At 64.3% G+C, this 25,288-nt stretch carries 28 protein-coding genes and 1 tRNA gene; 14 read left to right on the forward strand and 15 right to left on the reverse strand.

Translation table 11 applies throughout. The features are described from left to right. Positions 1-157 precede the first annotated feature (157 nt). Positions 158-1,651 carry an IMP dehydrogenase gene (guaB, locus tag AUR64_RS08460; RefSeq protein WP_058581486.1) on the reverse strand — a complete coding sequence of 498 codons (1,494 nt, stop codon included), beginning with the start codon at positions 1,649-1,651 and terminating at the stop codon, positions 158-160. A gap of 510 nt (positions 1,652-2,161) precedes the next feature. On the opposite strand from guaB, the gene AUR64_RS08465 reads away from it, so the two are divergent. Then, on the forward strand, positions 2,162-3,148 hold the full coding sequence (locus AUR64_RS08465; protein ID WP_058581487.1) for a DUF5794 domain-containing protein: 987 nt from the start codon (positions 2,162-2,164) through the stop codon (positions 3,146-3,148). Here the strand turns inward: AUR64_RS08465 and AUR64_RS08470 are convergent. Then, positions 3,128-3,676, reverse strand: coding sequence for a metal-dependent hydrolase (locus tag AUR64_RS08470; protein WP_058581488.1), 549 nt, complete (start codon positions 3,674-3,676; stop codon positions 3,128-3,130). The genes AUR64_RS08465 and AUR64_RS08470 overlap by 21 nt on opposite strands. Positions 3,677-3,774: 98 nt before the next feature. Between AUR64_RS08470 and AUR64_RS08475 the strand changes: the two genes are divergently transcribed. The 4 genes from AUR64_RS08475 (at position 3,775) to AUR64_RS08490 (ending at position 4,991) form a co-directional block, all read left to right on the forward strand. After that, positions 3,775-3,996, forward strand: coding sequence for a DUF5795 family protein (locus AUR64_RS08475; protein ID WP_058581489.1), 222 nt, complete (start codon positions 3,775-3,777; stop codon positions 3,994-3,996). 45 nt (positions 3,997-4,041) lie between these two features. Continuing rightward, a tRNA-Trp gene (locus AUR64_RS20460) sits at positions 4,042-4,216 on the forward strand. A gap of 215 nt (positions 4,217-4,431) precedes the next feature. Beyond that, positions 4,432-4,614 carry a hypothetical protein gene (locus AUR64_RS08485; RefSeq protein WP_058581490.1) on the forward strand — a complete coding sequence of 61 codons (183 nt, stop codon included), beginning with the start codon at positions 4,432-4,434 and terminating at the stop codon, positions 4,612-4,614. A gap of 173 nt (positions 4,615-4,787) precedes the next feature. Further along, a complete protein-coding gene (locus tag AUR64_RS08490; RefSeq protein ID WP_058581491.1) occupies positions 4,788-4,991 on the forward strand; it encodes a hypothetical protein in 204 nt (67 codons plus the stop codon). A gap of 179 nt (positions 4,992-5,170) precedes the next feature. Here the strand turns inward: AUR64_RS08490 and AUR64_RS08495 are convergent, their stop codons facing one another. From AUR64_RS08495 to AUR64_RS08510, 4 genes are read right to left on the reverse strand one after another with little or no spacing between them, the layout of a single operon-like run. Further along, the gene (locus tag AUR64_RS08495) at positions 5,171-6,424 is read right to left on the reverse strand and encodes a glycosyltransferase family 4 protein (protein ID WP_058581492.1); all 1,254 of its coding nucleotides are present in this window, start codon (positions 6,422-6,424) and stop codon (positions 5,171-5,173) included. After that, a complete protein-coding gene (locus tag AUR64_RS08500; protein WP_058581493.1) occupies positions 6,425-6,802 on the reverse strand; it encodes a 6-pyruvoyl trahydropterin synthase family protein in 378 nt (125 codons plus the stop codon). 7 nt (positions 6,803-6,809) lie between these two features. Next, on the reverse strand, positions 6,810-7,853 hold the full coding sequence (locus AUR64_RS08505) for a zinc-dependent alcohol dehydrogenase (protein WP_058581494.1): 1,044 nt from the start codon (positions 7,851-7,853) through the stop codon (positions 6,810-6,812). Positions 7,854-7,855: 2 nt separating this feature from the next. Next, positions 7,856-8,635 carry a GTP cyclohydrolase III gene (locus tag AUR64_RS08510; RefSeq protein ID WP_058581495.1) on the reverse strand — a complete coding sequence of 260 codons (780 nt, stop codon included), beginning with the start codon at positions 8,633-8,635 and terminating at the stop codon, positions 7,856-7,858. A 169-nt stretch (positions 8,636-8,804) separates the two neighbouring features. Between AUR64_RS08510 and AUR64_RS08515 the strand changes: the two genes are divergently transcribed. The 3 genes from AUR64_RS08515 to AUR64_RS21235 all read left to right on the forward strand — a co-directional run bounded on the left by AUR64_RS08515 (position 8,805) and on the right by AUR64_RS21235 (position 10,469). After that, complete coding sequence (locus AUR64_RS08515; protein ID WP_058581496.1) at positions 8,805-9,593, forward strand: HAD-IIA family hydrolase; 789 nt, start codon at positions 8,805-8,807, stop codon at positions 9,591-9,593. A gap of 75 nt (positions 9,594-9,668) precedes the next feature. Then, the gene (locus AUR64_RS08520) at positions 9,669-10,265 is read left to right on the forward strand and encodes a DJ-1/PfpI family protein (RefSeq protein ID WP_058581497.1); all 597 of its coding nucleotides are present in this window, start codon (positions 9,669-9,671) and stop codon (positions 10,263-10,265) included. A 72-nt stretch (positions 10,266-10,337) separates the two neighbouring features. Beyond that, entirely contained in the window at positions 10,338-10,469 is a 132-nt protein-coding gene (locus tag AUR64_RS21235) for a hypothetical protein (protein ID WP_276203531.1), read from the forward strand. Positions 10,470-10,539: 70 nt separating this feature from the next. Here the strand turns inward: AUR64_RS21235 and AUR64_RS08525 are convergent, their stop codons facing one another. From AUR64_RS08525 to AUR64_RS08555, 7 genes are all read right to left on the reverse strand, one after another. Then, positions 10,540-10,935, reverse strand: coding sequence for an OsmC family protein (locus AUR64_RS08525; protein ID WP_058581498.1), 396 nt, complete (start codon positions 10,933-10,935; stop codon positions 10,540-10,542). 101 nt (positions 10,936-11,036) lie between these two features. Further along, positions 11,037-11,453 (reverse strand): OsmC family peroxiredoxin, encoded by a 417-nt coding sequence (locus AUR64_RS08530; protein ID WP_058581499.1) that lies wholly within the window; start codon positions 11,451-11,453, stop codon positions 11,037-11,039. Between the two features lie 66 nt (positions 11,454-11,519). Then, positions 11,520-12,254 (reverse strand): metal-dependent hydrolase, encoded by a 735-nt coding sequence (locus AUR64_RS08535; RefSeq protein WP_058581500.1) that lies wholly within the window; start codon positions 12,252-12,254, stop codon positions 11,520-11,522. Between the two features lie 118 nt (positions 12,255-12,372). Next, entirely contained in the window at positions 12,373-13,266 is an 894-nt protein-coding gene (locus AUR64_RS08540; RefSeq protein WP_058581501.1) for an ABC transporter permease, read from the reverse strand. Continuing rightward, complete coding sequence (locus AUR64_RS08545; RefSeq protein WP_082230663.1) at positions 13,263-14,204, reverse strand: ABC transporter permease; 942 nt, start codon at positions 14,202-14,204, stop codon at positions 13,263-13,265. The genes AUR64_RS08540 and AUR64_RS08545 overlap by 4 nt, the downstream gene beginning before the upstream one ends. Further along, on the reverse strand, positions 14,201-15,319 hold the full coding sequence (locus AUR64_RS08550; RefSeq protein WP_058581502.1) for an ABC transporter ATP-binding protein: 1,119 nt from the start codon (positions 15,317-15,319) through the stop codon (positions 14,201-14,203). Before AUR64_RS08550 ends, AUR64_RS08545 begins: the two co-directional genes overlap by 4 nt. Then, positions 15,316-16,389 carry an ABC transporter substrate-binding protein gene (locus AUR64_RS08555; protein WP_058581503.1) on the reverse strand — a complete coding sequence of 358 codons (1,074 nt, stop codon included), beginning with the start codon at positions 16,387-16,389 and terminating at the stop codon, positions 15,316-15,318. The genes AUR64_RS08550 and AUR64_RS08555 overlap by 4 nt, the downstream gene beginning before the upstream one ends. A 183-nt stretch (positions 16,390-16,572) precedes the next feature. Between AUR64_RS08555 and AUR64_RS08560 the strand changes: the two genes are divergently transcribed. Genes AUR64_RS08560 through AUR64_RS08570 form a run of 3 tightly spaced genes read left to right on the forward strand, consistent with a single transcriptional unit; the run spans position 16,573 to position 20,099 of the window. Then, entirely contained in the window at positions 16,573-17,745 is a 1,173-nt protein-coding gene (locus AUR64_RS08560; protein WP_058581504.1) for a M24 family metallopeptidase, read from the forward strand. A 1-nt stretch (position 17,746) separates the two neighbouring features. Beyond that, positions 17,747-18,913, forward strand: a complete 1,167-nt coding sequence (locus tag AUR64_RS08565) for a M24 family metallopeptidase (RefSeq protein ID WP_058581505.1) — start codon at positions 17,747-17,749, stop codon at positions 18,911-18,913. Beyond that, a complete protein-coding gene (locus AUR64_RS08570; protein WP_058581506.1) occupies positions 18,906-20,099 on the forward strand; it encodes a metal-dependent hydrolase family protein in 1,194 nt (397 codons plus the stop codon). The genes AUR64_RS08565 and AUR64_RS08570 overlap by 8 nt, the downstream gene beginning before the upstream one ends. A 41-nt stretch (positions 20,100-20,140) precedes the next feature. On the opposite strand, the gene AUR64_RS08575 is transcribed toward AUR64_RS08570, so the two are convergent. Next, the gene (locus AUR64_RS08575; protein ID WP_058581507.1) at positions 20,141-21,253 is read right to left on the reverse strand and encodes a M24 family metallopeptidase; all 1,113 of its coding nucleotides are present in this window, start codon (positions 21,251-21,253) and stop codon (positions 20,141-20,143) included. A gap of 51 nt (positions 21,254-21,304) precedes the next feature. Continuing rightward, positions 21,305-21,622, reverse strand: coding sequence for a hypothetical protein (locus AUR64_RS08580; protein WP_058581861.1), 318 nt, complete (start codon positions 21,620-21,622; stop codon positions 21,305-21,307). Positions 21,623-21,731: 109 nt separating this feature from the next. Here AUR64_RS08580 and AUR64_RS08585 point away from each other — a divergent pair, with 109 nt between their 5' ends. From AUR64_RS08585 to hflX, 3 genes are all read left to right on the forward strand, one after another. Further along, positions 21,732-22,463: a fumarylacetoacetate hydrolase family protein gene (locus AUR64_RS08585; RefSeq protein WP_058581508.1), complete on the forward strand. Its 732-nt coding sequence runs from the start codon at positions 21,732-21,734 to the stop codon at positions 22,461-22,463. Between the two features lie 221 nt (positions 22,464-22,684). After that, positions 22,685-23,647: a substrate-binding domain-containing protein gene (locus tag AUR64_RS08590; protein ID WP_058581509.1), complete on the forward strand. Its 963-nt coding sequence runs from the start codon at positions 22,685-22,687 to the stop codon at positions 23,645-23,647. A 260-nt stretch (positions 23,648-23,907) separates the two neighbouring features. Further along, positions 23,908-25,230, forward strand: a complete 1,323-nt coding sequence (hflX, locus tag AUR64_RS08595; protein ID WP_058581510.1) for a GTPase HflX — start codon at positions 23,908-23,910, stop codon at positions 25,228-25,230. Positions 25,231-25,288 lie beyond the last annotated feature (58 nt).

Raw genomic sequence — 25,288 nt, forward strand, 5'->3', positions numbered from 1 at the left:
CCTTCCGTCGGGCTTTCTGTGAACCCGCCTCCCGCGGTCGGAGGTGAAGCGAACGTAGCGAGAACGAACTAGACGAAAGCGAGTGCGACGAGAACGAACCCAGTGAGAGAAGTGGACAAGAGCGCGCAGTCAGAGGCGGGTGGCTTCGCCCGGTCGCTTACTCCTGCGGACTGTAGTTCGGTGCTTCGTCGGTAATCATCACGTCGTGGGGGTGGCCTTCGGTCTGGCCGGCCGCGGAGACGCGGACGAAGCGGGCGCGCTCTTTGAACCCGGGCAGCGTCTCGGCGCCGACGTAGCCCATCCCGGATTTCATGCCGCCGACGAGTTGGTGCAGTTCGGAAGCGAGCGTTCCCTTGTAGGGAGTCGCCGCTTCGACGCCCTCGGGGACGAACTCCTCGTCCTCGTCGGCGTCTTTGAGGTAGCGGTCGCCGCCGCCCGAGCGCATCGCGCCGACGCTGCCCATGCCGCGGTACTGTTTGTACTTCTTGCCGTTCATCGTGATGACGCGGCCGGGCGCTTCCTCGGTGCCGGCGAAGTACGACCCGAGCATCACGGCGTCCGCGCCCGCGGCGACGGCCTTGATGGCGTCGCCGGAGTAGCGAATCCCACCGTCGGCGATGACGGGGACGTTCTGTTCGCTGGCGACGTCGGCGACTTCGGCGACGGCCGTAATCTGGGGCATCCCGGACCCGGTGACGACGCGGGTCGTACAGATGGAACCCGGGCCGATACCGACTTTCACGCCGTCGGCGAAGTCGACGACCGCTTCGGCGGCTTCTCGGGTCCCGATGTTGCCGACGACGACGTCGGCGTCGACTTCCGATTTGATGTCGCGGGCGCTGTCGATAACGTTCATGTTGTGCGCGTGCGCGCAGTCGATGAACAGCACGTCCGCGCCGGCGTCGTCGGCGGCGACGGCGCGGTCCGTCTCGAAGGGGCCGACGGCGACACCGCAAACCAATCGGCCTTCGTCGTCGCGGGCGGCGTTCTCGTGTTCGCGGCGCTGGAGGATGCCCTGCATCGTGACCAAACCGACGAGACGGTCGTTCTCGTCGACGATGGGGACGCGCTCGATCTTGTAGTCGTACATGAGTTCGAGGGCGTCGCGCGCGGTGACGTCCTCGCCGGCGGTGATGACCTCGTCGGTCATCGCTTCGCGGACCTCGTCGCGTTCGCCGACTTCGAGGTACGGCCGGATGTCGGTGCCGGAGATGATTCCGAGCACCATGTCGTCGTCGTCGACGACGGGCGCGCCGCTGACGCCTTCTGCCTCCATCATCTCGTCGACGTCGCGGACGGTCTGACTCGGGTTCGCCGTCACGACGTTCTCGCGGCGGATGACGAGTTCGTCGGCGCGTTTGACGCGCTCGATTTCGGCGACCATCGCCTCGACGGGCATGTTGCGGTGAAGAACCCCCAGACCGCCTTCGCGGGCCATCCCGATGGCCATCCCGCTCTCGGTGACGGTGTCCATCGCCGCCGAGAGCACGGGAATGTTGAGTTCGACGGTCTTCGAGACGCGCGTCGCCACATCGGCGTCGTCGGGTTCGACGCGGCTCTCCATCGGTCGAAGCAGCACGTCGTCGAACGTCAGCGCTTCCGGTACTCGTAGTTTCTCCGAGAACGTATCGTCGGGAACGTCGTTCGCCATGTAAGTGGTCCCGGCCGTCCGGACAAAAACGTTGCGAGATAGCATCCTCTTGCGGATGTGTCTCACTACGAGTCCAGTGACTATGCACAGTCGTGGATACAATCGCCGGGCACGACGAACTCGCCGTCGTTCGCCGACGAGGGGTTCGACAATCGGTGCAATATTCGCCCAATGCGAAGCGGAATGCTGTGGATACTACGGCAAAGTGAGTAACAATTCGTCGAATCGTAGGCCTGACTTATAAATTAGGGTGCGAGTACGCTGTCGTATGCACTCGCTTCCCACACAACACTTAATAGTTCTGTCCGAATTAGTTCAGCCATGAACTCCGAGAGTTCAGCCGCACTGCGCACTGCCGGTCGACCACACCGCGACCTCGGCACCCTCTTTACAGCAATGTGGCTCACAATTAAATCGGGGTTTGTAGGCGGAGGACGACCGTGGTGGTCCGCGTCCTCGGGCTTGCGCTCGTATCACCGCTTGGCCGAAGGTGACGGCCGCTAGTCTCAGATGAGTGTCTCACAGCACCCGATTGCGCTGCGCTTAGAGCAGCAGGTCGGCGGCGCGACGCGCCTGCTCGCAACGGTGATGGCGTTGCCGCTCGTCGACGGTATCTTCCCCGCGCTCGTGTTAGCGGGCGCGCTGACGACGACCACCGCCAGCGGCGCGACGGCGTTCTCGCCGGTGGGCATCGTCGAGACGGGACTTCTCATCTTCGGCGGTTCCGCCACGATGGCGGTCATCCTCGCCGAGATGGACGGCACCCCGCGCGAACAGGTCCAGTCGGTCCTCCTGTTGGGTGCGGTACTGATTCCGCTCGCCGCCGTCGAGGCGGCACTCGCCGGCACCATCGAGAGCCTCGTCGATATCGCTATCTTCGAGCGCTTCGCCGGCCTCGTCATCATCGCCATCGCGGCCAAGACCGCAAGCGCCGAAATCGGTGAGTATCTGCCGGGTCCGGCGGTCATCATCGGTCTCGGCCTCGTCGCAAGCTTCGACCCCGCTGGCGCACAGTTGATCGTCGACCTCGACCCGGTGACCGTGTTGGCCGGTGCGGCCGCCGCGGGCGTGGGTGTCGGCTTCGCACTCGGCGTCGCGCTGTTCGGTGACCGCCTCCGCGGGAAGGTCGACATCGACCTGTTCCGCTTCGGCAGTTCGGTGGCGCTGGCGATGCTGGCGCTGTCGGTGCTCGGCATCATGAACACCCACTACCCCGTCGCGCTGGGCGTGCTCTGCGTGACGGCGGTGTTCTCGTACGACCCGGGAAGCAGCGACGACAGCGCGGTCGTCGACGCTACCGAAGACGACGACAGCGACGACACGGCGGCCGCCGGACAGATGCGGGACGCCTCGGCAACGACGTCGGCTCACGAAGGTCCAGTCGCCGACGGCGGCGACGCTCCGCAGTCGGCGGTTCGTCGCTCCGAGGAGGAAGAGGAGTCCGGGTCGGCGTACGGCTATCCCGGTGAGGACGACTCACGCGCGCCGTGGTTGTAGACGCCGCTGCCGCCACTGCCACAGCACGACGTTGAGAAGAACGCCGGCGGCGAGCAGTCCGAAGTTCACCGGGTTCGAGTTGTAGTAGACGACGTCGATACCGACGCTTCCTTGCACGAACGGCCACAGCGGTTCTATCGGCTGTGAGATGTCCGGTGCCGAGAGGATATCACCGAACACGTGCGCGGCCCCGCCGACGAACACCGCCAACCCGGCGAACACCGAGGGTCTATCGAGTGCATCCGCCGTCCGCGACAGTAACCCTCGATTGGCCGCCCACGGAACTACCGTGCGGCCGAGAAGTGGAGCGAGTACGACGCTCACGATGCCGACGAACAGCAGCGTGTGAGTAACGCCGTGGTGCTGGACGGTCGCTATCGCTTTACTCAGGTACAAGTCGATGTCGGGAAGCATCCCGAACGGGAGTCCCAGCCCCACGAACAGCAGTGCTGAGTCGCGGTCGACGAGAAACCACGCCGGCGAGAGCGCTATCAGTGCAAGTCCCAAATGTCCGCTTACGTCAACCATGACGACACAGTCGTCACACAGACAAGTAAGTCTCGGGGCCGATAACGAGATGTCGACGAAGACAGAGAACTTAGGTGGATTCGTCGTCAGAGACGTGTATGAGCAATCGCGTCGTGGAGGGGCGGATGGTTACCGCCGAACGACTCGCCGAACTGGTCGAGGGCGAACCGCCGATGGAAGCCGACAGCATCGACGACGCCGACTTCGACTGTCCGGAGTGTGGTGGCAACGTTCTCAGCGTCGGCTACATGCCGAGCGTCACCGAGTTCGTCACCGGCTACAAATGTCAGGACTGCGAGTGGGCCGACGACGACCGGTAATCGAATCGAAACCCCTTTAGTGGTTTTGCGTCAATGAAGGGACGAGGGGTCGTGGCCAAGCCCGGCATGGCGACTGACTCCAGAGGCAACGCCCGGGACGAAACTCCAGACTGATATACCGAGCGACCGACTGATCATCGGTTCGTGACGACGACCCTCTGGAGTTCCGAGGCGGACCGGAGATATCAGTCGATCGGGGGTTCAAATCCCTCCGACCCCATCTGATAAAAGTCAAACCGGCTTCGATTGCCGGTTCTTTTCCCTCATTCAACTCCTCCAGTACCTACTCTCGCAGATAGCTGTGAGAGAGCACCGGCAGAACCCGCTGTTCAGCAGGCACACCGTCGTTCGTCGCTCATCTCCCTCTCCGTCGGAGTGTGTGGCGACCGCAGTACCGGACTGCGCTTTTATACTCCACGCGTGCTAGCATGACATATGGGAGACACTCTGACGTGCGAAGAATGCGGGGCAGCAGTCGAATCGGTCGAACAACTCGAAGAAGGACAGGAAGTCGTCGAAATGCAAGAGGAGAGCGACGGGTCGATACGACTCTTCGAGAGTCGAAACCTCTTCCTCTGTAAGAACTGTAAGAACCCCCTCGGTCTCTTCGACTCGTAGTACGGAGACGAAGATTCCTGTCCGGACACTGTGTACTTTCACACGCAAGTAGTGTGGTCGGTCCCCTGCAATAGACGGGTCGTGCGTCGTTTTCTCCCTGTTTTCGCAGTCACAGAAAAGAAGGTTTACATACGGCGACACGTAGGCCTCTCCATGGACGGGAGGAAGCGGCGATGAGTGACCGAGCCAGAGGCGAACCGTACAAGTACACCGGACCGTGCCCAGTCGACGACTGCGACGAACAGTTCGTCGGTATGGGTGTCCCGCACCTGCGACAACACGTCCGCGAGGAACACGGCCCCCTCGCCGTGCACGAGCAGGTACCCGAACTCGAACTCGTCTCGGGCACCGACGCACAGCACCGCCACGAACGATAACTGCGCGGTCCTCCAGTTCCCCGTTTCCACTCCGCTGCCCGTTGTCTTGCGTTTCCGTTCTCTCCTTTCCTGTCTTCCCCACTTCGCACTCGTCTGGACGCGTCACATCGCTCCGCGTTCATCTCGGGAGGCGAGAACACGTCACCGTAAGTCGACTATCCGAACTCACCCCTCCCGACTCACCCCGCGACGAGTGAGTCGAGAAACGTCCCGACGCGCGCGCCGGTCTCGGTCCACGTCGGATGAGCGTCGTACGTCGCCAGCGCCGCCAACCCCAACCGTGTGAGTCGCTCGCGGTTCCGGCACAACGGCGCGACGACGTCTGTCACTTCCGTCGGGTTTGTCGGGTCGACCAGATAGCCGTTCGACTCGTCGGCGACGAGTTCGCTCGCCCCACCGGAGGCGGACGCGACCACCGGAAGGCCGAACCCCATCGCCTCGACGTAAGCGATGCCGAACCCCTCGTGCGTCGACGGCATGGCGAACACGTGACTACGCTCGTACAGCGCTGCGAGCGATGCGTCGGCGAGTCGGCCGGTGAACCGGACTCGGTCGTCCAGTCCCAACCGACCCACAGCAGCGCGGAGTGCCTCGACGTAGTCGGGGTCGACGGTGAGACTTCCGGCGACGACGAGTTCCCACGGTCGATGCACGCGCGCTAACCCCGCCAGCAACGTCTCGACGTTCTTTCGTCTCGTGACGTTGCCGACGCAGACGATACGAAGCGGTCCGTCGGCGGCGCGCGACCGAACGCGGACGGGAGACACCATCGGGCCAGTCGACTCGGGTGTGCTGAGCGACGTGGACGACTCTCGGGGGTCGCTTGGCCGACCCGACTCGCTCGGTTCGGTCGACTCGCTCGGTTCGGTCGACTCGCTCGGTTCGGTCGACTCGCTCGGTTCGGTCGACTCGCTCGATTCGGCCGTCGCGGCCGATTTCGCCGAGCGAAACCGGTCGCCCGCCGGATACGCGACGACCGACGGCGCGACCAACTCGGTCCCCCCATCGACGAGCGTCGAAACGGCCCGTCGCGTCGTCTCGCTGTTGCAGACGAACGCGTCGACCGACCGGAGATACGCCCGTTCGAGACGCCGCACGAGCGCGTTTCGCCACGTGGGGCGCGACTCGTCGGCGCGGAGATGGTGGACGACGGCGACGACGGGCGCGGAGATGTCGAGACGGCGGTTGAGCCACGCCAGCGACGGATGACAGAGTTCGTCTTGGAGCAGCACGTCGAGGTCCGCAGACCGCAGACGGCGGCGCAGCGACCGGTCGACGTTGTCGACCGTCGACTGCAGATAGCTTCGCTCGGGCAGCGAGAACACGACGACGTCGTCGCCGCGGCCCTGAAGGTAGTCGGCGACCCGGCGGTCGTACAGAAACCCGCCGGAACGCTCGTCGAGGGGTCCGTAGACGAGAAAGCCGACGCGCATTCAAACGGCCGTCTCGTAGGCTGCGGCCGCCTCCTCGTCCTCCCACATCGTCACGCGGACGCGTTCGGGACCGTCGAGCGCCGTCTCTTCGACGACTGTCTCACAGAGAATCCGGGCGAACCGTTCGACGCTCGGGTTCTTGCCTTCGAACTCCGGAAGGTCGTTGAGCGTCGCGTCGCGGTAGCGGTCGACGGCCGGCGAGAGCGCCGCCTTCACGTCGTCGATGTCGACGAGGTAGCCGTACTCGTTCAGCGTCGGCCCCTCGAAGCGGAGTTCGACGCCGAATCGATGCGAGTGCAACTCGCCTTCGGGACCGGGGTCGGGAACGGTGAGAAAGTGCTGGGCGATGAACGACCGCCGGACAGTGACCGAGTACATACGGTCGCTACGGACCGCCGTAAGTAAAGAGAACGCCCACGGACGTCGCCGACCTCGAATCGAGCAACTCGTAGGCTCGTTCGGCGTCGTCGACGGAAACGCGGTGGCTGAGCAGGCGTTCGGCGTCAAGTTCGGCGAGGCGGTCCCAGGCGACGTCGAGGCGACGGTCGCTGTTCCATCGGCCGCGAAGCGAGGGGTCGAGCGTGCTGACCTGGCTGTTCTGTAGGCGGATACGACTCCGGTGAAACCGCCCGCCGAGGTCCAGCGTCGCCGGTTTCGTCCCGTACCACGACCCGACGACGACGCGGCCGTCGTACCCGGTTGCGGCGACGGCGGCGTCTAGCGCTGCCGGATTCCCCGACAGCTCGAACGTCAGGTCCGCGCCGTCGTCGGCGTATCCGCGGGTTTCGCCCTCCAGCGGCCCCGACGGGTCGAATCGGTCGCCGACCTCCTCGGGGGCGACGCTCTCATCGGCCCCGAACTCCTGCGACAGTTGGCGGCGGTCGGCGATACCGTCGACGGTGACGAGTTCGGCCAGCGGAAACGACGAGAGTACGGCCGTCGTCAGCAGGCCGACCAACCCCTGCCCGAAGACGACGACCCGCTCGCCGACCATCGGGCGGCCGTCCATCGCAAAGTTGACCGCCGTCTCGACGTTCGGTAGCAACGTCGCCGCCGCTGCCGAACAGTCGTCGGGAACCGGATGGAGGTCGGCGGGCGTCGCACAGAAGTGGCTCTCGTGGGGGTGAAAGGCGAACACCCGGCGGCCGACCCATTCGTCGTCGACCGCGTCGCCAGCGGCGGTGACAGTGCCGACGGCGGCGTAGCCGTATCGCAGCGGGTAGTCGAGCGAGCCGTCGAGCGCGGCGATAGCCTCGTCGGCTTTCAGTTCCGTGGGTGCTTCGCCGCGGTAGATGAGCAGTTCAGTGCCCGGGCTGATAGCCGAGTGTTCGGTCTCGACGAGCACCTCGTCGTCGTCGGGCATTGGAATCTCGGACTCCGTGACGCGGACTTCGTATGGGGCCGTGAACGTCACGGAGCGTGCAGGCATAGTCAGTCGTCGCTGACTTGTGCGGGCGCGGCCTCGAACTCGACGTCGGTGCCGCGGTGGCGGCAGTCTTCGAGGGCGTGTTTGGCCGCAAAGCCGGCGACGTGGGCGCTCTCACCCGTTCCGACGCCGACTTTCAGTTCGACGCCGACTTCGGATTCGACGTGTTCGATGGCGCTTCGATACTCGCTTTCGGTGAGCGACGGGCAAACGGAGATGATGTTGTCGCCGCCGACGAAAAACGAGAGCGCGCCGTGGGCCTCGCGCATGTGGCGCATCAGGCTGGCGTAGCCCTGTTCGATGTGGATGAACGAGTCGAACTCGTTGAGGCGGTCGGTGTACTTGCCGGTCGCGTCGTTCACGTCGAAGTGTGCGATGTTGAGGTCGCCCGTGGCCGACCCGGTGTAGAACTCTCCGCCGAGTACTTCGCGGCGGTCGCCGTCTTGGGCGCTGCCGGCGAGTTGAATCTCCTCGGTGGCGCGTTCGAGGGCCTCGACAGGCACCTCGTCGACGCCGACACCGAGGCTCAAGGTGACCGGATAGCGGTTCCGAATCGACTCCTGCATGAGTTCGTGGTCGGTCCGGTCGAGGCCGTTCGTCACCGCGACCATGTTGTCGAATCGGGTGAAGAAAACGTAGCCGTCGCGGCTGCCGACGAACTGCGCGAGGTCCGCAAAGAGGCGAGACTGCAGCGTCTGGAGGTCCATCTCCCGACGCGGTTCGGGGGTGACCGTCCAGGGTCCGTAGTTGTCTATCTGAATGAGCGTCAACTGCGTGTTCGTCACGGTATCTGATAGAAGGGTTCGGAGTACATTGTTCTTTGGTTCGCGCCCGGTCTGTGCCGTGGAAACGCCCCGCTCAGCGATGGAGACGACCGAACCATTCCTCCTGACACGCGATGTCCTCACTCGTCCATCCGGACAATTCAACACCGCCGGAGACCTACACTGTCCAATGACGTTTCGCGGGGCGATACTCGACGTAGACGGGACTGTTCTGCGGGGCAACGAGCGGATTCAGGGTGCGACGGCAGGCCTCGACGCCCTCGACCGGGCGGATGTCGACCGTGTGTTCTTCTCTAACAACCCGACGAAAGCGCCGCCGGCGTACGCCGAACGGTTCGCTGGTGCCGATATCGAAGTCGGTCCCGACGAGGTGCTCACCTCGGGGACGGCGACGACGGCGTATCTCGAAGCCGAACACGCCGCCGACTCACTGTTCGTCGTCGGCGAGTCGGGTCTCGAAGCGCAGTTCACCGAGGCGGGATTGACCGTCACGACCGACCCGACGGCGGCCGACGCCGTCGTCGTCTCCATCGACCGCGAGTTCCACTACGACGACCTCGTCGCGGCGATGGTCGCCCTCGAAGACGAGTCGGTTCCGTTTCTGAGCACCGACCCCGACATGACTATTCCAGGTGTGGACCGCGACCTACCGGGGTCGGGCGCGATGACCCACGCCGTCTCCGGCGTCGTCGGTCGGCCGCCCGACGCGACGCTCGGTAAACCCTCTGCGCACGCCCGTGGCTTGGCGCTGGACCGACTCGGCCACGACGCCGACGAGTGTCTCGTCGTCGGCGACAGACTCGACACCGACATAGCCCTCGGCGCATCGGCCGGGATGACGACGGTACTCGTCAAGACGGGCATCACCGACGACCACATTCTCGCAGAGTCGGCGGTCGACCCCGACTACGTGCTCGACTCGTTCGCCGATATCGAACAGGTCGTCGACGACCAGTAACGCACTCGGTTCGGGGTCGAACCCAGTGGCTCCCGACGAAACGTTATCCCACTGGGTGAGGCACTCACACATGCCATGTCCGGCAAGAAGCTACTCATGATAGTGGGCGACTTCGGCGAAGACCTCGAAATCATGGTGCCGTTTCAGGCACTACAGGCGGTCGGTCACGAGGTAGACGCCGTCTGTCCCGAGAAGGAGTCAGGTGAGACGGTCAAAACCGCGATTCACGACTTCCGCGGCGACCAGACGTATCTGGAAGAACGCGGCCACGACTTCGCGCTGAACGCGACGTTCGACGATATCGACCCCGAGGCGTACGACGGCCTCGTCGTCCCTGGCGGGCGCGCACCGGAGTACCTCCGCACGTACGACACGGTGTTGGAGTACGTCCGTCACTTCTTCGACGAGAACAAACCCGTCGCGTCGCTCTGTCACGGCCCGCAAATTCTGGCCGCTGCGGGCGTCCTCGACGGCTACGAGATGACTTCGTATCCCGCTGTTCGCGCCGAATGCGAGGCCGCTGGCTGTGCGTGGGTCGACGAGGTGACGACCGACGGCAACCTCGTCACCGCTCACGACTGGTCGGACCACCCCGAGTGGCTCTCGCAGTTCCTCGACGTGTTGGGAACGAGCGTCGACCACGAGTCCACCTCCGTCGCAGCCGACGACTGAGTCGAGCGCCAGAGTTTCGTGGCCCGTGAGAACACACCACATTGTTTTGTACGAGAAGCACGAATACGAAGTATGGAAGGTGACGACAGTCCCTACCGCTTCCGCGACGAGCGGACCGCAGTCCCCGTGTACGACCCCGAAGAACGTGAGACGGTCATCGTCGACGGGCAAGCGATGAGCTACCGAAGCTATCGCCGACAGTAGCGGCTCCTCGGCTCCTCAGCTCCTCAGTACTTCGACTCGTCCTTCACAAAAAATCAGCGTCGAGCGTCGCTTAGAACGCGTTGTCTTCGACCGAAATCTCGGCGTGGAGGCCCTCGCGGAGCGCCGCGTGGACGTGGCAGATGTCCTCCGCACGCGAGACGACTTCGTCGACTTCGTCGCCGAGGTCGGCTTCGACGTAGATGTCGAAGCGGATGCCGGTGAGGTCGTCGTCGTCGTCGAGGTCCGCCTCGGCGTCGATTTGGAGTTTGCCGAGGTCGTCGAAGCCGCGCTGAGAACCGCCGACGCGGAACGCGGGCAGGAAACACGACGCGTAGTCCGCGACGAGCACCGAGTTCGGGTCGGGACCCTGCTCGCCGGTGGCGTCGATAGAGAGTTCGAAGTCGCCGACTTCGCTCGTGCTCGCGTAGCCCTCTTCGCTGACAGTCGTCGTCTGAATGTCGGTCATGCGTGTGTGTCGAAGCACGCTGACCTTCTAAACGTTATCACTGTCGGCGGCTCTGCCACCATCGCAGGGTAAAAATTCTCCGCGGACGCAGGCTAGTGACCTCAGGCTAACGAGGCGTCGAGTTCGATGGTCGGCCCGCCCGACAGCGCCTGCGACACCGGACAGTTCTGTTTGGCCTCTTCGGCCTGTTCTCGAAACTCGTCGTCGTCGATATCCGGCACGTCGGCGTCGACTTCGAGGACGATTCGAGCGATTTGGCCGTCTTCGAGGTGGACGTGCGCCTGCGTGTGGATTCGGTCGGGTTCGTGGCCCGCCTTGGCGAGGTTGCCCGCGAGCGCCATCGAAAAACAGCCCGCGTGGGCCGCGCCGATTAGCTCTTCGGGGTTCGTCCCGTCGCCCTCTTCGAATCTGGAGACGTAGCTGTACTCGCCTTCGTACGCGCCGCTGCCGAGCGCCATCGTGCCGGTGCCGTCGCGGAGGTCACCCTCCCACTCTGCCTCGGAGGTTCTGACTGGCATAGGCAGTTCACCGGCGCGAACGTAATAAAAGCCGATTCGGCGAAAACAGAGAGTCTCGGAGACGGCTCAGTAGCCTTCTTCGAGCGTGAACGTCTCGTCGGCCTCGGGCACGACGACTTCGGCGTCGGACCCCGTCCCGTCGACTTCTCGGCGGAAGTCCTCGGGGTCCTGTTCGATGGGCGGGAACGTGTCGTAGTGCATCGGATACGCGTAGTCGACGTCCAACCAGTCGACGGCGATGGCCGCCTGCCACGGACCCATCGTGAAGTGGTCACCGATGGGTAGCGCTGCGGCGTCGGGTTCGAGATACGGACCGACGACGTCGCGCATCTCCGTCATCAGACCGGTGTCGCCGGCGTGGTAGAAGGTGGTCGACTCCTCGTCGGAGACCTGCGTCGGCTTGGTGTCGGAGATGATGAAGCCGCCGGGCATGCCGACGTCGTACTCGTAGCCGGTGTTGACGCCGTTAGTGTGGTCGGCGCGGTGCATCGTCACGTAGGCGTCGCCGATTTCGACGGTGCCGCCGATGTTCATCCCCATGCCGCCGACGGCGTCCTCGAAGCCCATCTCCTCTTTCGCGTAGGAGACGAGTTCCGGCACCGCGACGAGCGTCGCGTCGGAGAACTCGCCGGCGTGGCCGATGTGGTCGGCGTGGCCGTGCGTCAACAGCACGTAGTCGGGGTCGTCGACGTCTGCGGGCTCCATCGACGTCTGCGGGTTGTCGAAGAACGGGTCGATGAGCAGGTCGGTGTCGCCGACGGTAACGTACCACGTCGAGTGTCCGTGCCAGGTGAGTTCCATAGCATGTCGGTGTACGGAGCAGTTATCCATAAAAATACGTTCGCCGGTCGGAATCGCTGCCGACGGAACGACCAAGAGGCCGCACCCGTCGTTGACGAGACGAGGAGAGGCGAAGGCGCTACGAGTAGCCGAGCGCCTCGGCCGCGCCGAAGAACCGTTCGACGACGACGATAGCCAACAGGACGATGAAGATGTTGATGGTCGCCACCGCGGCGATGACCGGACTCGCGCCGAACTGCATCTGTGCGAAGATGCGGACCGGAATCGGCGTCATCCCCGCGCCCTGCAGGAACACCGCAATCTGGAGGTTCGAGTAGCTCACGACGAACGAGAAGATGGACGCCGTCAGGAGTCCCGGCAGCAGCGCAGGGAACGTCACCCGAAGGAACGTCTGAATCTCGTCGGCACCGAGGTTCATCGCCGCCTCCTCGATGCTGCGGTCGAAGTTGTGCATCGTCGCGAGGATACTTCGCGTCGCGTACGGCGTCGTGTACACCGCGAGCGCCAGCGAGAGCCCCAGCAGATTACCGACGAGGCCGAAGTGCTGGAGGAACAACAGCAACGCTAGGCCGAGGATAATCTGTGGAATCATCAACGGGAGGAACGTCGCCGCGTCGAGCAGACTCCGGAAGCGGAAGTCGAAGCGGCCGATGGCGTACGCCGCCATCGAACTGAGGCCGACACCGATTATCGTCGCAATAATCGAGTACTGGAAGCTCACGAGGAACGACGACACCCACGCGCTCCGCTCGAACACTGCCTGATACCACTGAAGCGTGAACCCATCCGGTGGGAACGCGTAGAGGTCAGACGGGTTGAAGCTGATGAGCACCGCGAAGATGACGGGCAACAGCAGGTAGGTGAACGCGGCGGTCAGAAGTACCGCGTACAGCACTCTGCCGACTGACACGCTCCCGACGCCGCCTGAGAGGTCGACCGAATCGAGTCCGCGGGCGAAGCGGAAACTCCGACTCCGGCCGACGCCGGACTCCGAGTCGGTGTCGGTGCTCACGCGCTCACCTCCTGTGTGCCGACGTCGGCGACGAGCGTGTAGACGTAGACGAGCGCCAACGACACCGCCAAGAGGACGAACGACATCGCCGCGCCGAGCGGCCAGTTGAGGTCCGTCGACGCCACGTCGTAGATGAACGGCGCAATCATCGGAACCTGCGGCATCCCGATGAACACCGCGGTGGCGAACGTCCCCATCGTGAGGACGAACGAGATGATGGTCGCGCCGATAACGCCGGGCAGCGACAGCGGGAGCGTCACGTAGACGAACGTCTGAATCGGGTTGCCGCCGAGGTTGTACGCCGCCTCGATGAGTTCGGCGTCGAGCGTGTACAGCACGCTCATCAGGATGAGCACGGCGAACGGCATCAGCACCGACGAGATGGCGATTATCATGCCCGGCTTCGTGTTCAACAGCGTGTACTGAACGCCGAAGAGGCCGAGAACGGTGTTGATAGCGCCGCCCGACCCCATGAGCGCGAACCAGCCGAACGCGCGAACGACGTTGCCGACGAGCATCGGCGCGATGACCAGAAGCGTCAGCGCCTGCGAGTACCGCCAGTCCGAGAAGACGATGAAGTACGCGATGGGATAGCTGACGAGAATCGTGAACACCGTCGAGACGACGCTCAGTTCGACGGTCGTGTACAGCGCCCCCATGTACAGGTCGGAGGTGAGGAACTTCACGTAGTTCTCGAGCGTGAACGCCGCCTCCATTGTCCCCGTCGGAACGTTGCGGTAGAAGCTGACGAGGAAGATGTAGCCCAGCGGGATGAAGAACAACAGCAGCATGTAGAGCAGGTACGGACCGGCGAGGATGTAGCCGGCGTACGACTCCTCTTTGTGCCGCTCGATGAACGCCTGCAGACGCTCGTGGCCGAACGGGAGCGACTGGACGACCGGCCGAAGCCGAGAGCGACTGCTGGTGTCGCTGCTCACGTCGACCCTCCGGGGATGACGAACGGTGCGTCGCGGCCGAACGACAGCGTCACCGCCTCACCCTGTTCGAACCGCTCGCCGTCGACGAGCGTCTGCTTGAACACGTGGACGATTTCGTCACCCACGTCGACGAGATACTCCATGTGCGACCCGAGGAACGTCGCTTCGACGACGTCGCCGTCGAGGTGATTGTCTCCCGACGTCTCGCCCCGCGCGCCGATGCGGAACCGCTCGGGGCGGAACAGCAGGACGACGTCACGGCCCTCCGAAACCGTCGCCGAGTCAGCAGTCGAAGCCGCCAGTTGCGCCGACGCACCGTTGTCGAGGTCGACGGTGTAGCTGTCCGCGGAGACGTTCGTGACCTGCCCGCCCAGCAGGTTCGCGTTGCCGATGAAGTCGGCGACGAACTCGTCGGCGGGGTGGCGGTACACCTCCTCGGGCGTACCGACTTGGTGGATGTTTCCGTCGTTCATCACCGCCATCCGGTCGGACATCGTCAGCGCCTCGTCCTGGTTGTGCGTGACGTATATCATCGTCACGTCCAACTCGCGGTGGAGGCGCAGGATTTCGAGGCGCATCTCCTGTCGAAGCTTCTTGTCGAGGTTCGACAGCGGTTCGTCGAGCAGCAACACCGACGGTTCGATGATGAGTGCCCGCGCCAACGCCACGCGCTGCTGTTGGCCGCCGGAGAGTTCCGAGGGGTAGCGGTCACCGAGACCGGACAGACGCACCATCTCCAGTGCGTCGCGGGTTCGCTCGTCGATTTCGTCCCGTGGCCGGCCCTGCATCTCCAGACCGAACGCGACGTTGTCGGCGACGGTCATGTGCGGGAACAGTGCGTACTGCTGAAACACCATCCCGGTGTCTCGGTCGTACGGCGCGGTGTTGGTCACGCCCTCGCCGTCGATACGGATGACGCCGTCGGAGGGTTTCTCGAATCCGGCGACCATCCGTAGCGTCGTCGTCTTCCCGCATCCGGAGGGACCGAGCAGCGTGAGGAACTCGCCGCTGCGAATCGAGAGGTCGATGTCGTCGACGGCGGTGACGTCGCGGAACCGTTTCGTGAGATTCGACAGTTCGACGACGGTTTCGGGCTGTTGTTTCTGGATACTCATGAGTACTGGTTGACGAGTTCGTTCGCCCGTTCGCGCCAACTCGCGCGGTTCTCCGCAATCCAGTCGAAGTCGGGCACGTTGAGGTTCTCGAGGTCTTCCGAGTTGACGAGTTTGTCCGAAACCGAGTCGGGGTACTCCATCTCCGGGTCAGGGTTCGTGTAGAACATGTTCTCGGCGATGACCTTCGCCGCCTGTTGGCGGAGCGTGTAGTCGATGAACTTCCCTGCCCACTCGACGTTCTGTTCGGGGATGTTCTTGGGGATGGCGTTGCCGAAGTTCGTCGTCATCGCGCCCTGTTGGGGGACGGCGCTCGTGACCGGTTTCCCCTCACTCTCCCACTGCGCCGCCCGGGCCGACCAGTAGCGCCCGAGAACGATGTCGCCCTGTGCGAACAGTTTGCCGTACTCCTCGCTGGAGGTGATGAACTCGGGGTCCATCGTTTTGAGAACCTCCTCGTACATCTCGAACGCCTGCTCCGTATCCTTGAACGACTCGCCGTCGGTCCGCGACAGCGAGAACGCCAGCAGGTCGTGTGTCGGGTCTTCGGTGTAGAGGCCGACCTTCCCCTTGTAATCCGGGTTGAGGTACGCTTCCCACGACCCGGGTGCAGAGCCGACTTCGTCGGGGTTGTACAGCAGTCCGCTGGCGGCGAAAATCTGCATCACCCAGTCGTCGCTCTTGAAGTTGTCCGGAATCTTCGAGAGCGCCGGAACGAGTTCTTCGTCCAACGACTGCCAGATGTCGGCGTTCGACCCCCGAACGAGTCCGGACCCGTCCTGTTGTGAGATGTCGACCGGTGGACTGCTCTTCTGGGCGATTATCTTGTTCAACCGCTGAGTGTTGTCGCCGAGAACGTACTGCGCGCCGATGTCCGTCTCCTGCTTGAAGGGGTCGACGACCGCCTGTATCATCAGGTCCTGCCACGTCCCCGCCCACGTTCCCAGACGGATATTGTTCGGTTTCCCACCGCCGGACCCCGTGATACTCGTACATCCAGCGACGGCCGCGGCCGCACCGACGGCGCTCGCCCGCTTCAGAAACCGTCGGCGACCCATGTTTTGTTGTCTCATGACACGGACCACATTCTGACCTCGATATATAACTTTGACCGTTAGTAACTGCCATTTGACTGTAGTTAATAAACATATTTTGGGGAGAAATCGCAATACTGCGACGCCCTGGTGATATTTTCCGGAAATTACCTCCGCTACGTAACGTGGTTAATAATTGCGGGACACTGTGGCGTGTGACCGATGGACAAACTACGGATTCCACGAGACGAACACGAACGGCGGCGGACGAACATCCTCGAACGGGCACAGGCGGACGGCTACGACGGCGTCGTCCTCTTCGGCGCGTTGAACATCCACTACATCAGCGGGATGTACCATCTCCCGACCGAGCGACCGAGCGTTCTCGGTATCTCCGAGTCGGGGACCGAAATCGTCGTGCCGCGGTTGGAGAAAGAACACGCCGAACGCGAGGAGTTCCTCCACGAGGAGGTACACACTTACTTCGACTACCCGCAGGGGGAACCGATGCAACGCGTCGCGGAGATGTGTGAGTCGCTCGGCCTTTCAGAGGGGGCTATCGCCGCCGACAACGACGGCAGTCCCGGTCGCAACGGCTACACCGGCCCGGCGCTGTCGTCGGTCGTCGACACCGAGGTAGGCCTCGAAGACTACGTCACCGACATGCGAGAGGTAAAAAGCGACGCCGAAATCGACCTCATCCGCGAGGCGAGCGTCTGGGCGAACCTCGGTCACAGACTCCTCCAGGAGAAAATCGAGGTCGGTCGTCGCCCCGTCACCATCAGCGCCGAAGTCGCCGCCGAAGGCTCGAAGATGATGCTCGACACGCTGGGTGACCGCTACGAGATGATGGACTGGGCGAACCCGATGATGTGCAAGTTCACCACCGGCGAGGTAAGCGCGCTTCCACACAGCGTCGACCAGACGAACCGAATCGAGGAGGGCGACACCATCGTCACCATCGTCAAACCGCACGTCGGCGGCTACACGACGGAACTGGAACGGACGATGTTCGTCGGCGAACCCACGGACGAACAGCGCGACTACTACGCCATCATGAAAGAGTCGCAAGATATTGCCATCGACACCATCGGCCCGGGTGTCGAGTACGCCGCCGTCGAAGACGCCGTCGTCTCCTACTACGAAGAACAGGGCGTCGACCACCTCACCCAACACCACATCGGCCACAACATCGGCATGGAGGGCCACGAACGGCCGTTCCTCGACGTGGCGTACGACGGCGAGATTCGACCGGGCGAACTGTACACGGTCGAACCCGGTTTCTACGTCGACGGCGTCGGCGGGTTCCGCAACTCCGATACGGTTCTCGTCACCGAAGACGGAACGGAGTCGTTGACGTACTACCCGCGAGACATCGACTCGCTCGTGGTCTGAGATGCAGGCACTCACTCCTGCCCCCGAGAGCCAGTTCGTCGACGACGACCGACTCGAACGGATTCGGACGGCGCTGAAAGCCCACGATGCCGACGGCTTTCTCGCGTTCGCCCCGCAGAACTCCTACTACCTCACCGGCACCTACGCCGGGATGTACTCGCGGGCGGTCGTCGGCCTCGTCACCGAGGAGACGAGCGTCTTCGTCGGCCCGTACATCGAACGCCGGAAAGCCCAGCGGACGGCGTGGACCGACGAGGTACGCGTCTACGAGGACACCGACGACCCCTACGCCGTCGTCGCCGAGGCCATCGACCGGACGGAGGCGACGACACTCGGCATCGACCGTGGCGTTGCTCGCCCCGAGTGGGTAGACGGCGTCGACTCTCAGACCGAGGCGACGCTCGTCGACGCGACAGAGCAGTTGCGGACGCTGCGAATCACGAAGACGCCGTGGGAGGTGTCGATGATGCGGCGGGCGTCGGACCTCGCGGCCGCCGAGATGGAGGCGTATCTCGACGGCACCCGGTCGGGTCGTCCCGAACTGGACGTGCTTCGAGAGATGCAGTCGGCGGCGTACGACACGTATCTCGACCGGTATCCGGAGTACGACATCGGGACCGCGAACGAACTCGGTCAGTACGGCTTTGCGAGCGTGCTCGCGGGTGACCACGCTCTCGAATCACACAGCATCTCCTCGGCGCGCGAAATCCGCGACGGCGACAGCGTCGTCGGCATCGCGCTCCCCTCGGTGCAGGGGTACATCTGCGAGGAGGAGCGCACGATTCTCGTCGGCGACGTGGACGACGATATCACCGAAGCGATGGAGACGCTGATCGAAGTCAGAAACGGGACGATGGAGCGTCTCGGCCCGGGCGAACCGACCGACGAAATCGACGCGTGGACCGCGGGACAGTTGCGCGACGCGGGATACGCGTCCAACCTCGTCCACCGCACCGGCCACGGCGAAGGGGTGACCATCCACGAAGCGCCCGCGATGAACGAGCGGGTTCCGGGAGAACTCCGACCCGGGATGGTCATCAGCGTCGAACCGGGTATCTACTTCCCCGACCGAGGAATCGGTCTCCGTCACTCCGACACGTTCGTCGTCACCGAAGACGGGGCCGAGCGCCTGACTCACTCCGAAGACGGCGTGATTCGACGTGCCTGAAGGGAGAAACCGAGGGGCCAAAAAGTTCGACCTGTTGCTCCACGGTGACCTCTGGGACGCCGAACACGGGCGTCGGAGCGACCGCTGGGTCGGCGTCGCCGACGGCGACATCGTCACCATCTCGACCGACCGGCCGGGCGACGCGGCCGTGGTCTACGAGGCGGCACTGTTCACCCCGGGCCTCGTCGACATGCACGTCCACCTGGTGTGGGACGGCAGCGACGACCCGGTTGCGACGCTTCACACCGAGTCCGAACAGGACCTCGTCGTTCGCGCCGTCGAGACGGCCCGCGCCCAGTTGGCGGGCGGCGTGACGACGGTCCGGGACGTGGGGAGCGTCGACGACGTCGCCATCACCGTCGCTCGCGCCATCCGAGCGGGGCGGATTCCCGGCCCACGCGTGCTCGCCAGTGGCCGAACCGTCATCATCACGGACGGCCACGACCCGTTCTGGGGCCGCGAGAGCGACGGTCCCGACGAGTGCAGGCGGGCGGTGCGCGAACTCCGCGGGGCCGGCGCGGACCTCATCAAAGTGAGCGCCACCGGCGGCGTCTACGGACAGGCCGTCGGCGAGGACCCCGGCGTCGCCGAACTCTCACGCGCGGAACTGGACGCCATCGTCGACGAGGCCCACCGGTTCGGACTTCCGGTGGCGGCACACGCCGTCGGAACCGAGGGTATCAGAAACGCCGTCGAAGCCGGCGTCGACACCATCGAACACGGGAATCTGATGGACGACGCGACGCTCGGTTCACTCGTCGACGCCGGCCTCGCGTACGACCCGACGCTGTTCGTCTACCGCGAAATCGCCACCTCCGACGACGTCCCGCCGTACGCCAGAGCGAACGCCGAAGGCGTCGCCGAGCGACACTGGGAGGTGTTCGAGGCGGCACTCGCCGCCGACGCTCGTGTCATCGCCGGGAGCGACGCCGGGTCACCGGGGACGCCGCATCCGAGTCTTCACCGCGAACTCGGCTGTCTCGTCGACGGCGGGATGACCGAATCCGAAGCGTTGACCGCGGCGACGCTGACGGCGGCGACCGAACTCGGCGTGCCGGAACTCGGCGTCGTCGAAGACGGGACGTCCGCCGACGTAGTCGGCTTCGCGGCCGACCCGCTGGCGGATATCACTGAAACGGGCCGGCCTTCGGTCGTGGTCAAAGACGGTGCAGTCGTGCCGCGCTGAGCTAACTGCAAAAGACCCGACAGTGAGGGGGCCGCCGGCGTTCAGAGAACCCGAAGGTCTCGGGGCGTCTCGGTCAGAATCTCCGCGCCGTCTTCGGTCAGCAACACGTCGTCTTCGACTCTGACGCCCCCGACGCCGTCGACGTAGACGCCCGGTTCCACGGTGAACGCGTTGCCGACGTCGAGCGTCGCGTCGTTGCCTTCGACGAGATACGGTGGTTCGTGACCTTCCAACCCCAGACCGTGGCCGAGTCGGTGCGGGAAGTAGTCGCCGTATCCGGCGTCGTCGATGATATCTCGCGACGCGCGGTCGAGTTCCTGATACTCGACGCCCTCGGCGACTGCCTCACGACCCGCACGGGCGGCCTCCTGCACGACGTCGTAGATGTCGCGGCACTCTTCTCCGGGTTCGCCGACGGCGACGGTCCGAGTGATGTCCGAGAAGTAGCCGTCGACGCGAACGCCGAAATCTATCATCACGAGGTCACCCTCTTCGATTTCGGTGTGTCCGGTGTTCGCGTGCGGGAACGCCGTTCGCTCGCCAACGGTGACGATACCGCCGCTGTAGGTGTCGGCGTCGCTGTCGATGACACGTTTTTCGATGGCGCGTTCGACGTCGCGCTCGCTCATGCCGACTTCGATGTCCTCGAACGTCTCTTGGAGCACGCGGTCGGTGATTCGTGCGGCTTTTCGCATCGACTCGCGTTCGGCCTCGTCTTTCCGCGCACGGAGCGCCGCCACGGCGGATTCGAGGTCGTGAATCGACGCCGGGTCGTGGTAGTCGGTGAGGAGGCTGTACTCCAACACGCGCGTCGACCGGAACTCGACGGCGGCCTCGCCGGACAGTCCTCTCTCTTCGGCGAGGCGGTCGAACGCCTCACTCGCCGCCTGTGTCGGGTCCGTCGCGTCGCCGTAGGTGTAAAAGGGCACGTCGTCGCCGAGTGCATCGGCGACGCGGTCGGTCTCCAGTTTCGGAAGTACGGCCGCCGGCCCGTCCGTTCGCGAGAGGACCAACAACGTCGGGCGCTCGCTCTGGTGCATCGATAGCCCCGAGAGGTAGCGAAGCGTCTCGCTGGGGGCGACGTACACCGTCTCGACCGATTCGGGGAGTTCATCGAACAGCGCCGACCGACGGCTTTCGTGTCTATCTGTCATGCGTGAGCGAGGCGCACGACACCTACTAAGTGTATGGCTCCCGGCGGTCGACTACGGATTTTCGTCCGTGACCTCGACGACGACGGCGTCGTCGACGTACTCCTCGTCGCCGTCCTTTCGGAGTTGGACCGTCACACCGGGGATTTCCTCGTCTGGTTCTTCGACGTCGCGCGGGACCGAAACGGCGGTCACCTCCTCGAAGGTGAGCGCACGTCGCAGTATCTCCCGGTCGCCGTACTCGACGGACTCCCAGTCGTCGGTCGACTCCAACTGCTCGCCGAAGTACGACTCGGCGTCGGTGTCGCTCGTCTCGCCGCCGACTCGCTCGTTCGCGTCCGATTCGCGGTACTGATGCAGGTAGACCAGCATACGAGAGTCGTCAACGAGCAGCACGATAGTCACTGGGGCGGAATCAGTGCTCGACGGCCTGTGTCGCCGCCTCACAAAGAACTAAGCGCTACGCTACACAGCCTCAACCATGCATCACGTCCGATTTCGAGACCCTGCAGGGGCAGTCCGAACCGGCGAGTGGCACGACGACGCGATAACGTTCGGCGGCGAACACTACGCGCACGAGGACGTCGAGATTCTCCCGCCATCTGAGCCGTCGAAAATCGTCTGCATCGGCCGCAACTACGCCGACCACGCGGCCGAACACGGCGCGGACGTCCCCGACCGACCGATGCTGTTTCTGAAAGGACCGAACACCCTCGCCGGCCACGGCGACACGGTGACGCTGCCGTCCGGAAAAGACCGACTCGACTGGGAGGCCGAAATCGGCGTCGTCATCTCCGAGCAGTGCCGCAACGTCGCCGCCGAGGACGCGATGGACGTCGTCGCCGGTTTCACCTGCTTCAACGATATCTCGAACCGCGACGACCAGCGGGAAGAGCAGAACTGGGTTCGCGGCAAGGCGTTCGACGGCAGCGCACCGATGGGGCCGGTGCTCGCCGACCCAGAACACGTCCCCGAAGACGCCCGCGTGACGCTGCGCGTCAACGGCGAGACGAAGCAAGACGGCAGTCGAGACCAGATGGTGTTCAACGTCCCGACGCTCATCGAGGAGATAACGACGTACCTGACGCTCGAACCCGGCGACGTCATCGCTACTGGCACGCCGGAAGGCGTCGGGCCGCTCTCGGACGGCGACCACGTCGAAGTCGAAGTCGAGGGCGTCGGCACGCTCGAACACAGCGTCCGAATCCCCTAATTGGCGAACAGACAGCACAGCCGAGTTCCGCTTTTTCGTGAGGGGCGCACCGTACACCCGCCTCGACCCCGTCACGGCGTGGTTCAGTTCACAGGGACCGCTGGTCCCGTTCTCGCGTATAAACGTCCGGTCGCCCCCTTTTGCCAGAAGTAACACTCTGTGGTTTCCTTTTTCTCTATTGAAACCAAATCTACTTTCGTGCGGTGGCCGAACGTCGTCGCATGGACAGACGCCACTTTCTCGGCGCGGCCGTCGGCACGACGGCAGCACTCGGCGGCTGTGCGAGACGAGATAACGCCGCCGACAGGGCGTCTGTAACGGGCGAGGAAAGCGGTTCAGATACCGGAGCACTCACGCTCGCAACGGCGACGACGGCGTACGACACCGGACTGCTCGACGTCCTCCACGCCGCCTTCGAGCGCCGGTTCGGCACACGAGTACGGACGCTCGTGAAAGGGACCGGCGCGGCGCTCGAAACGGCGCGGACGGGCGACGCCGACGTGGTACTCGTCCACGCTCGCAGTGCCGAGGACGCGTTCATCCGCGAGGGTCACGGCGTCAACCGCCGCGACTTGATGTACAACGACTTTCTGGTCGTCGGTCCCGAAGACGACCCGGCCGGAGTCGCCGACGCCGACGGTCCGCTGGAGGCGCTTCGACGCATCGCCGATTCGGAAGCGCTGTTTCTCTCTCGCGGCGACGACTCGGGAACGCACCAGCGAGAACGGCAGTTGTGGGACGCCGCAGCAGTCGAGCCCGGCGGGTCGTGGTATCAGGCGACTGGCGACGGAATGGCAGCGACGCTGCGACAGGCCGGTCAACGCGGTGCGTACGCGCTCTCGGACCGCGGAACCTACCGCGTCACCGCCGGGGAGACCGGCCTCGTCGTCCACCTCGCCGGTCCGCTCTCCGGAGGGTCCGAGCGACTCAGAAACGACTACGGCGTCGTCCTCACCAACCCCGCGCGCCACGACGTGAACTACGAGTTGGCGACGGCGTACCTCGGATTTCTCACCGGGTCGGAGGGGCAGAAGTTGATTCAGCGGCATACAGCCGACGACGAGCGACTGTTCGTTCCCAACGCGCTCTCGGCGACACCCCGGTTCGAACAGTACGTACCGACTCGGTGGGCCAGCGGGAACGACGAAGACGACGTCCGTGAACACGAGCACGCGAGCCGTTGACACACCCGGGGAACGCTTTTCACCCGAGACGACACAGTCGGAGGTAGACCGATGGAGACCCTTTCTTTCCCCCGCTGACCGGGACTCGTCGACGAAGCAGTCTCTCGACTGCACAGTCCCGGCAGTACGTGACGGCGCACAGCGCGCCGTGCACAGATTTCTGAGCGTCGCGTGACTCTTGTCACGCCGTCGTTCGCCGGGTTTTCGGGGTAGTTTCGTCGTACTTCGGGAGGGCCGGCGGGCGGCCCCGTAGAACCCGAATGCAACAGCGAACATCCGACAACGACCAGTCAGCTATCGTCGCAAAACGAACCGAACCGAGCGAAGCAGCCGGCAAAACCGCCGAAATAGAAGCGCTCGCCGACGCCGCCGGCTACGACGTCGTCGAGACGGTGACCCAAACCCGACACGAAGACGCCACCTACCAGTTCGGTCGCGGCAAGGCCGAGGCGTTGGGTCGACGACTCGCCGAGAGCGACATCGACACCATCGTCTTCGACAACCCCCTCTCGCCGCAGCAGGCGTACTCGCTCGGCGAACTGTTGCCTGATAGCGTCGCCATCGTCGACCGCTATCGACTCATCCTCGACATCTTCGCCGAACAGGCGGGAACGACCGAGGCGCAGTTACAGGTTCGTCTCGCCGAACTCAGATACGAACTCCCGCGCGTGAAAATGGAGATTCGACTGGAGACAGAGGCCGCAAACGAGCGTCGCACCCGCGGCGGAATGGACGAGAAGGAACACCGCCGCGTGCTCGACCTCCGCGAGCGAATCCAGCGAGTCGAAGCGAAACTCGACGGCGTCGACACCGTCGGCGCGGACCGCCGACGCAACCACCGTGCCGCCGGACGCGACATCGTCGCGCTCGCGGGCTACACGAATGCGGGCAAATCCACGCTCCTGCAGCGACTTGCGGCCGACCTCGAACTCGGCGACAACGACGCCCGTCACGCCGACGAGTCCGAAACCGCAGCGGCCGAAGACTGCCTGTTCAAGACGCTCGATACCACGACTCGCCGGGGCGAACTCGACGGCCGCGAGGTGCTTCTGACCGACACGGTCGGGTTCGTCCGCGACCTCCCACACTGGTTGGTCGAGTCGTTCGAATCCACGCTCTCGGTGTCGCACCGCGCCGACGTGGTAGTACTCGTCGTCGACGCGAGCGACGCTCCCGACGAGGTGGATGCGAAACTCGATGCCTCACTGGACACGCTCGACGATGCAGACGGCGTGATTCTCCCGGTGTTGAACAAGGTCGACCGTCTCTCCGCGGACGAGTTGACTGCGCGCCGGCGACTCGTCGAAGACAGGGTTTCAGAAGTCGATGCTGCGACCGACCCGGTCGCTGTCAGCGCCACCGACGCGACGAACCTCGACCGTCTCCGCTCGGCGATTCGCCGCGAACTGCCGACTGAGTGTCTCTCGCTGGTGCTGCCGAACACCGGCAAGACACAGGCGTTCGTCTCGTGGGCACACGACCACGGCCGGGTTCCGGACATCGACTACGACGCGGAGAGCGTCACACTCACGTTCGAGGGCCGGCCGGAACTCGTCGAGCGGGCGGAAGCGAGAGTCGACTAACTCGGCGAGTAACGCTCCCGGCGACGACGTGCGAACCCGTCTCTCGTCCGGTGTAAGC

It is taken from the genome of Haloprofundus marisrubri, from assembly GCF_001469955.1.
In the GTDB taxonomy this organism is placed as follows: domain Archaea; phylum Halobacteriota; class Halobacteria; order Halobacteriales; family Haloferacaceae; genus Haloprofundus; species Haloprofundus marisrubri.

Bases quoted from the DNA above. Each gene is read 5' to 3' on its own strand.
- AUR64_RS08470 (WP_058581488.1), bottom strand. From the start codon at position 3,676: ATGGTTGACGTAAGCGGACATTTGGGACTTGCACTGATAGCGCTCTCG.
- AUR64_RS08515 (WP_058581496.1), top strand. From the start codon at position 8,805: ATGACGTTTCGCGGGGCGATACTCGACGTAGACGGGACTGTTCTGCGG.
- AUR64_RS08535 (WP_058581500.1), bottom strand. From the start codon at position 12,254: ATGGAACTCACCTGGCACGGACACTCGACGTGGTACGTTACCGTCGGC.
- AUR64_RS08550 (WP_058581502.1), bottom strand. From the start codon at position 15,319: ATGAGTATCCAGAAACAACAGCCCGAAACCGTCGTCGAACTGTCGAAT.
- AUR64_RS08485 (WP_058581490.1), top strand. From the start codon at position 4,432: ATGGGAGACACTCTGACGTGCGAAGAATGCGGGGCAGCAGTCGAATCG.
- guaB (WP_058581486.1), bottom strand. From the start codon at position 1,651: ATGGCGAACGACGTTCCCGACGATACGTTCTCGGAGAAACTACGAGTA.
- AUR64_RS08465 (WP_058581487.1), top strand. From the start codon at position 2,162: ATGAGTGTCTCACAGCACCCGATTGCGCTGCGCTTAGAGCAGCAGGTC.
- AUR64_RS08580 (WP_058581861.1), bottom strand. From the start codon at position 21,622: ATGCTGGTCTACCTGCATCAGTACCGCGAATCGGACGCGAACGAGCGA.
- AUR64_RS08495 (WP_058581492.1), bottom strand. From the start codon at position 6,424: ATGCGCGTCGGCTTTCTCGTCTACGGACCCCTCGACGAGCGTTCCGGC.
- AUR64_RS08525 (WP_058581498.1), bottom strand. From the start codon at position 10,935: ATGACCGACATTCAGACGACGACTGTCAGCGAAGAGGGCTACGCGAGC.
- AUR64_RS08575 (WP_058581507.1), bottom strand. From the start codon at position 21,253: ATGACAGATAGACACGAAAGCCGTCGGTCGGCGCTGTTCGATGAACTC.
- AUR64_RS08500 (WP_058581493.1), bottom strand. From the start codon at position 6,802: ATGTACTCGGTCACTGTCCGGCGGTCGTTCATCGCCCAGCACTTTCTC.
- AUR64_RS08560 (WP_058581504.1), top strand. From the start codon at position 16,573: ATGGACAAACTACGGATTCCACGAGACGAACACGAACGGCGGCGGACG.
- AUR64_RS08590 (WP_058581509.1), top strand. From the start codon at position 22,685: ATGGACAGACGCCACTTTCTCGGCGCGGCCGTCGGCACGACGGCAGCA.
- AUR64_RS08555 (WP_058581503.1), bottom strand. From the start codon at position 16,389: ATGAGACAACAAAACATGGGTCGCCGACGGTTTCTGAAGCGGGCGAGC.
- AUR64_RS21235 (WP_276203531.1), top strand. From the start codon at position 10,338: ATGGAAGGTGACGACAGTCCCTACCGCTTCCGCGACGAGCGGACCGCA.
- AUR64_RS08490 (WP_058581491.1), top strand. From the start codon at position 4,788: ATGAGTGACCGAGCCAGAGGCGAACCGTACAAGTACACCGGACCGTGC.
- AUR64_RS08475 (WP_058581489.1), top strand. From the start codon at position 3,775: ATGAGCAATCGCGTCGTGGAGGGGCGGATGGTTACCGCCGAACGACTC.
- AUR64_RS08585 (WP_058581508.1), top strand. From the start codon at position 21,732: ATGCATCACGTCCGATTTCGAGACCCTGCAGGGGCAGTCCGAACCGGC.
- AUR64_RS08530 (WP_058581499.1), bottom strand. From the start codon at position 11,453: ATGCCAGTCAGAACCTCCGAGGCAGAGTGGGAGGGTGACCTCCGCGAC.
- AUR64_RS08505 (WP_058581494.1), bottom strand. From the start codon at position 7,853: ATGCCTGCACGCTCCGTGACGTTCACGGCCCCATACGAAGTCCGCGTC.
- AUR64_RS08565 (WP_058581505.1), top strand. From the start codon at position 17,747: ATGCAGGCACTCACTCCTGCCCCCGAGAGCCAGTTCGTCGACGACGAC.
- hflX (WP_058581510.1), top strand. From the start codon at position 23,908: ATGCAACAGCGAACATCCGACAACGACCAGTCAGCTATCGTCGCAAAA.
- AUR64_RS08520 (WP_058581497.1), top strand. From the start codon at position 9,669: ATGTCCGGCAAGAAGCTACTCATGATAGTGGGCGACTTCGGCGAAGAC.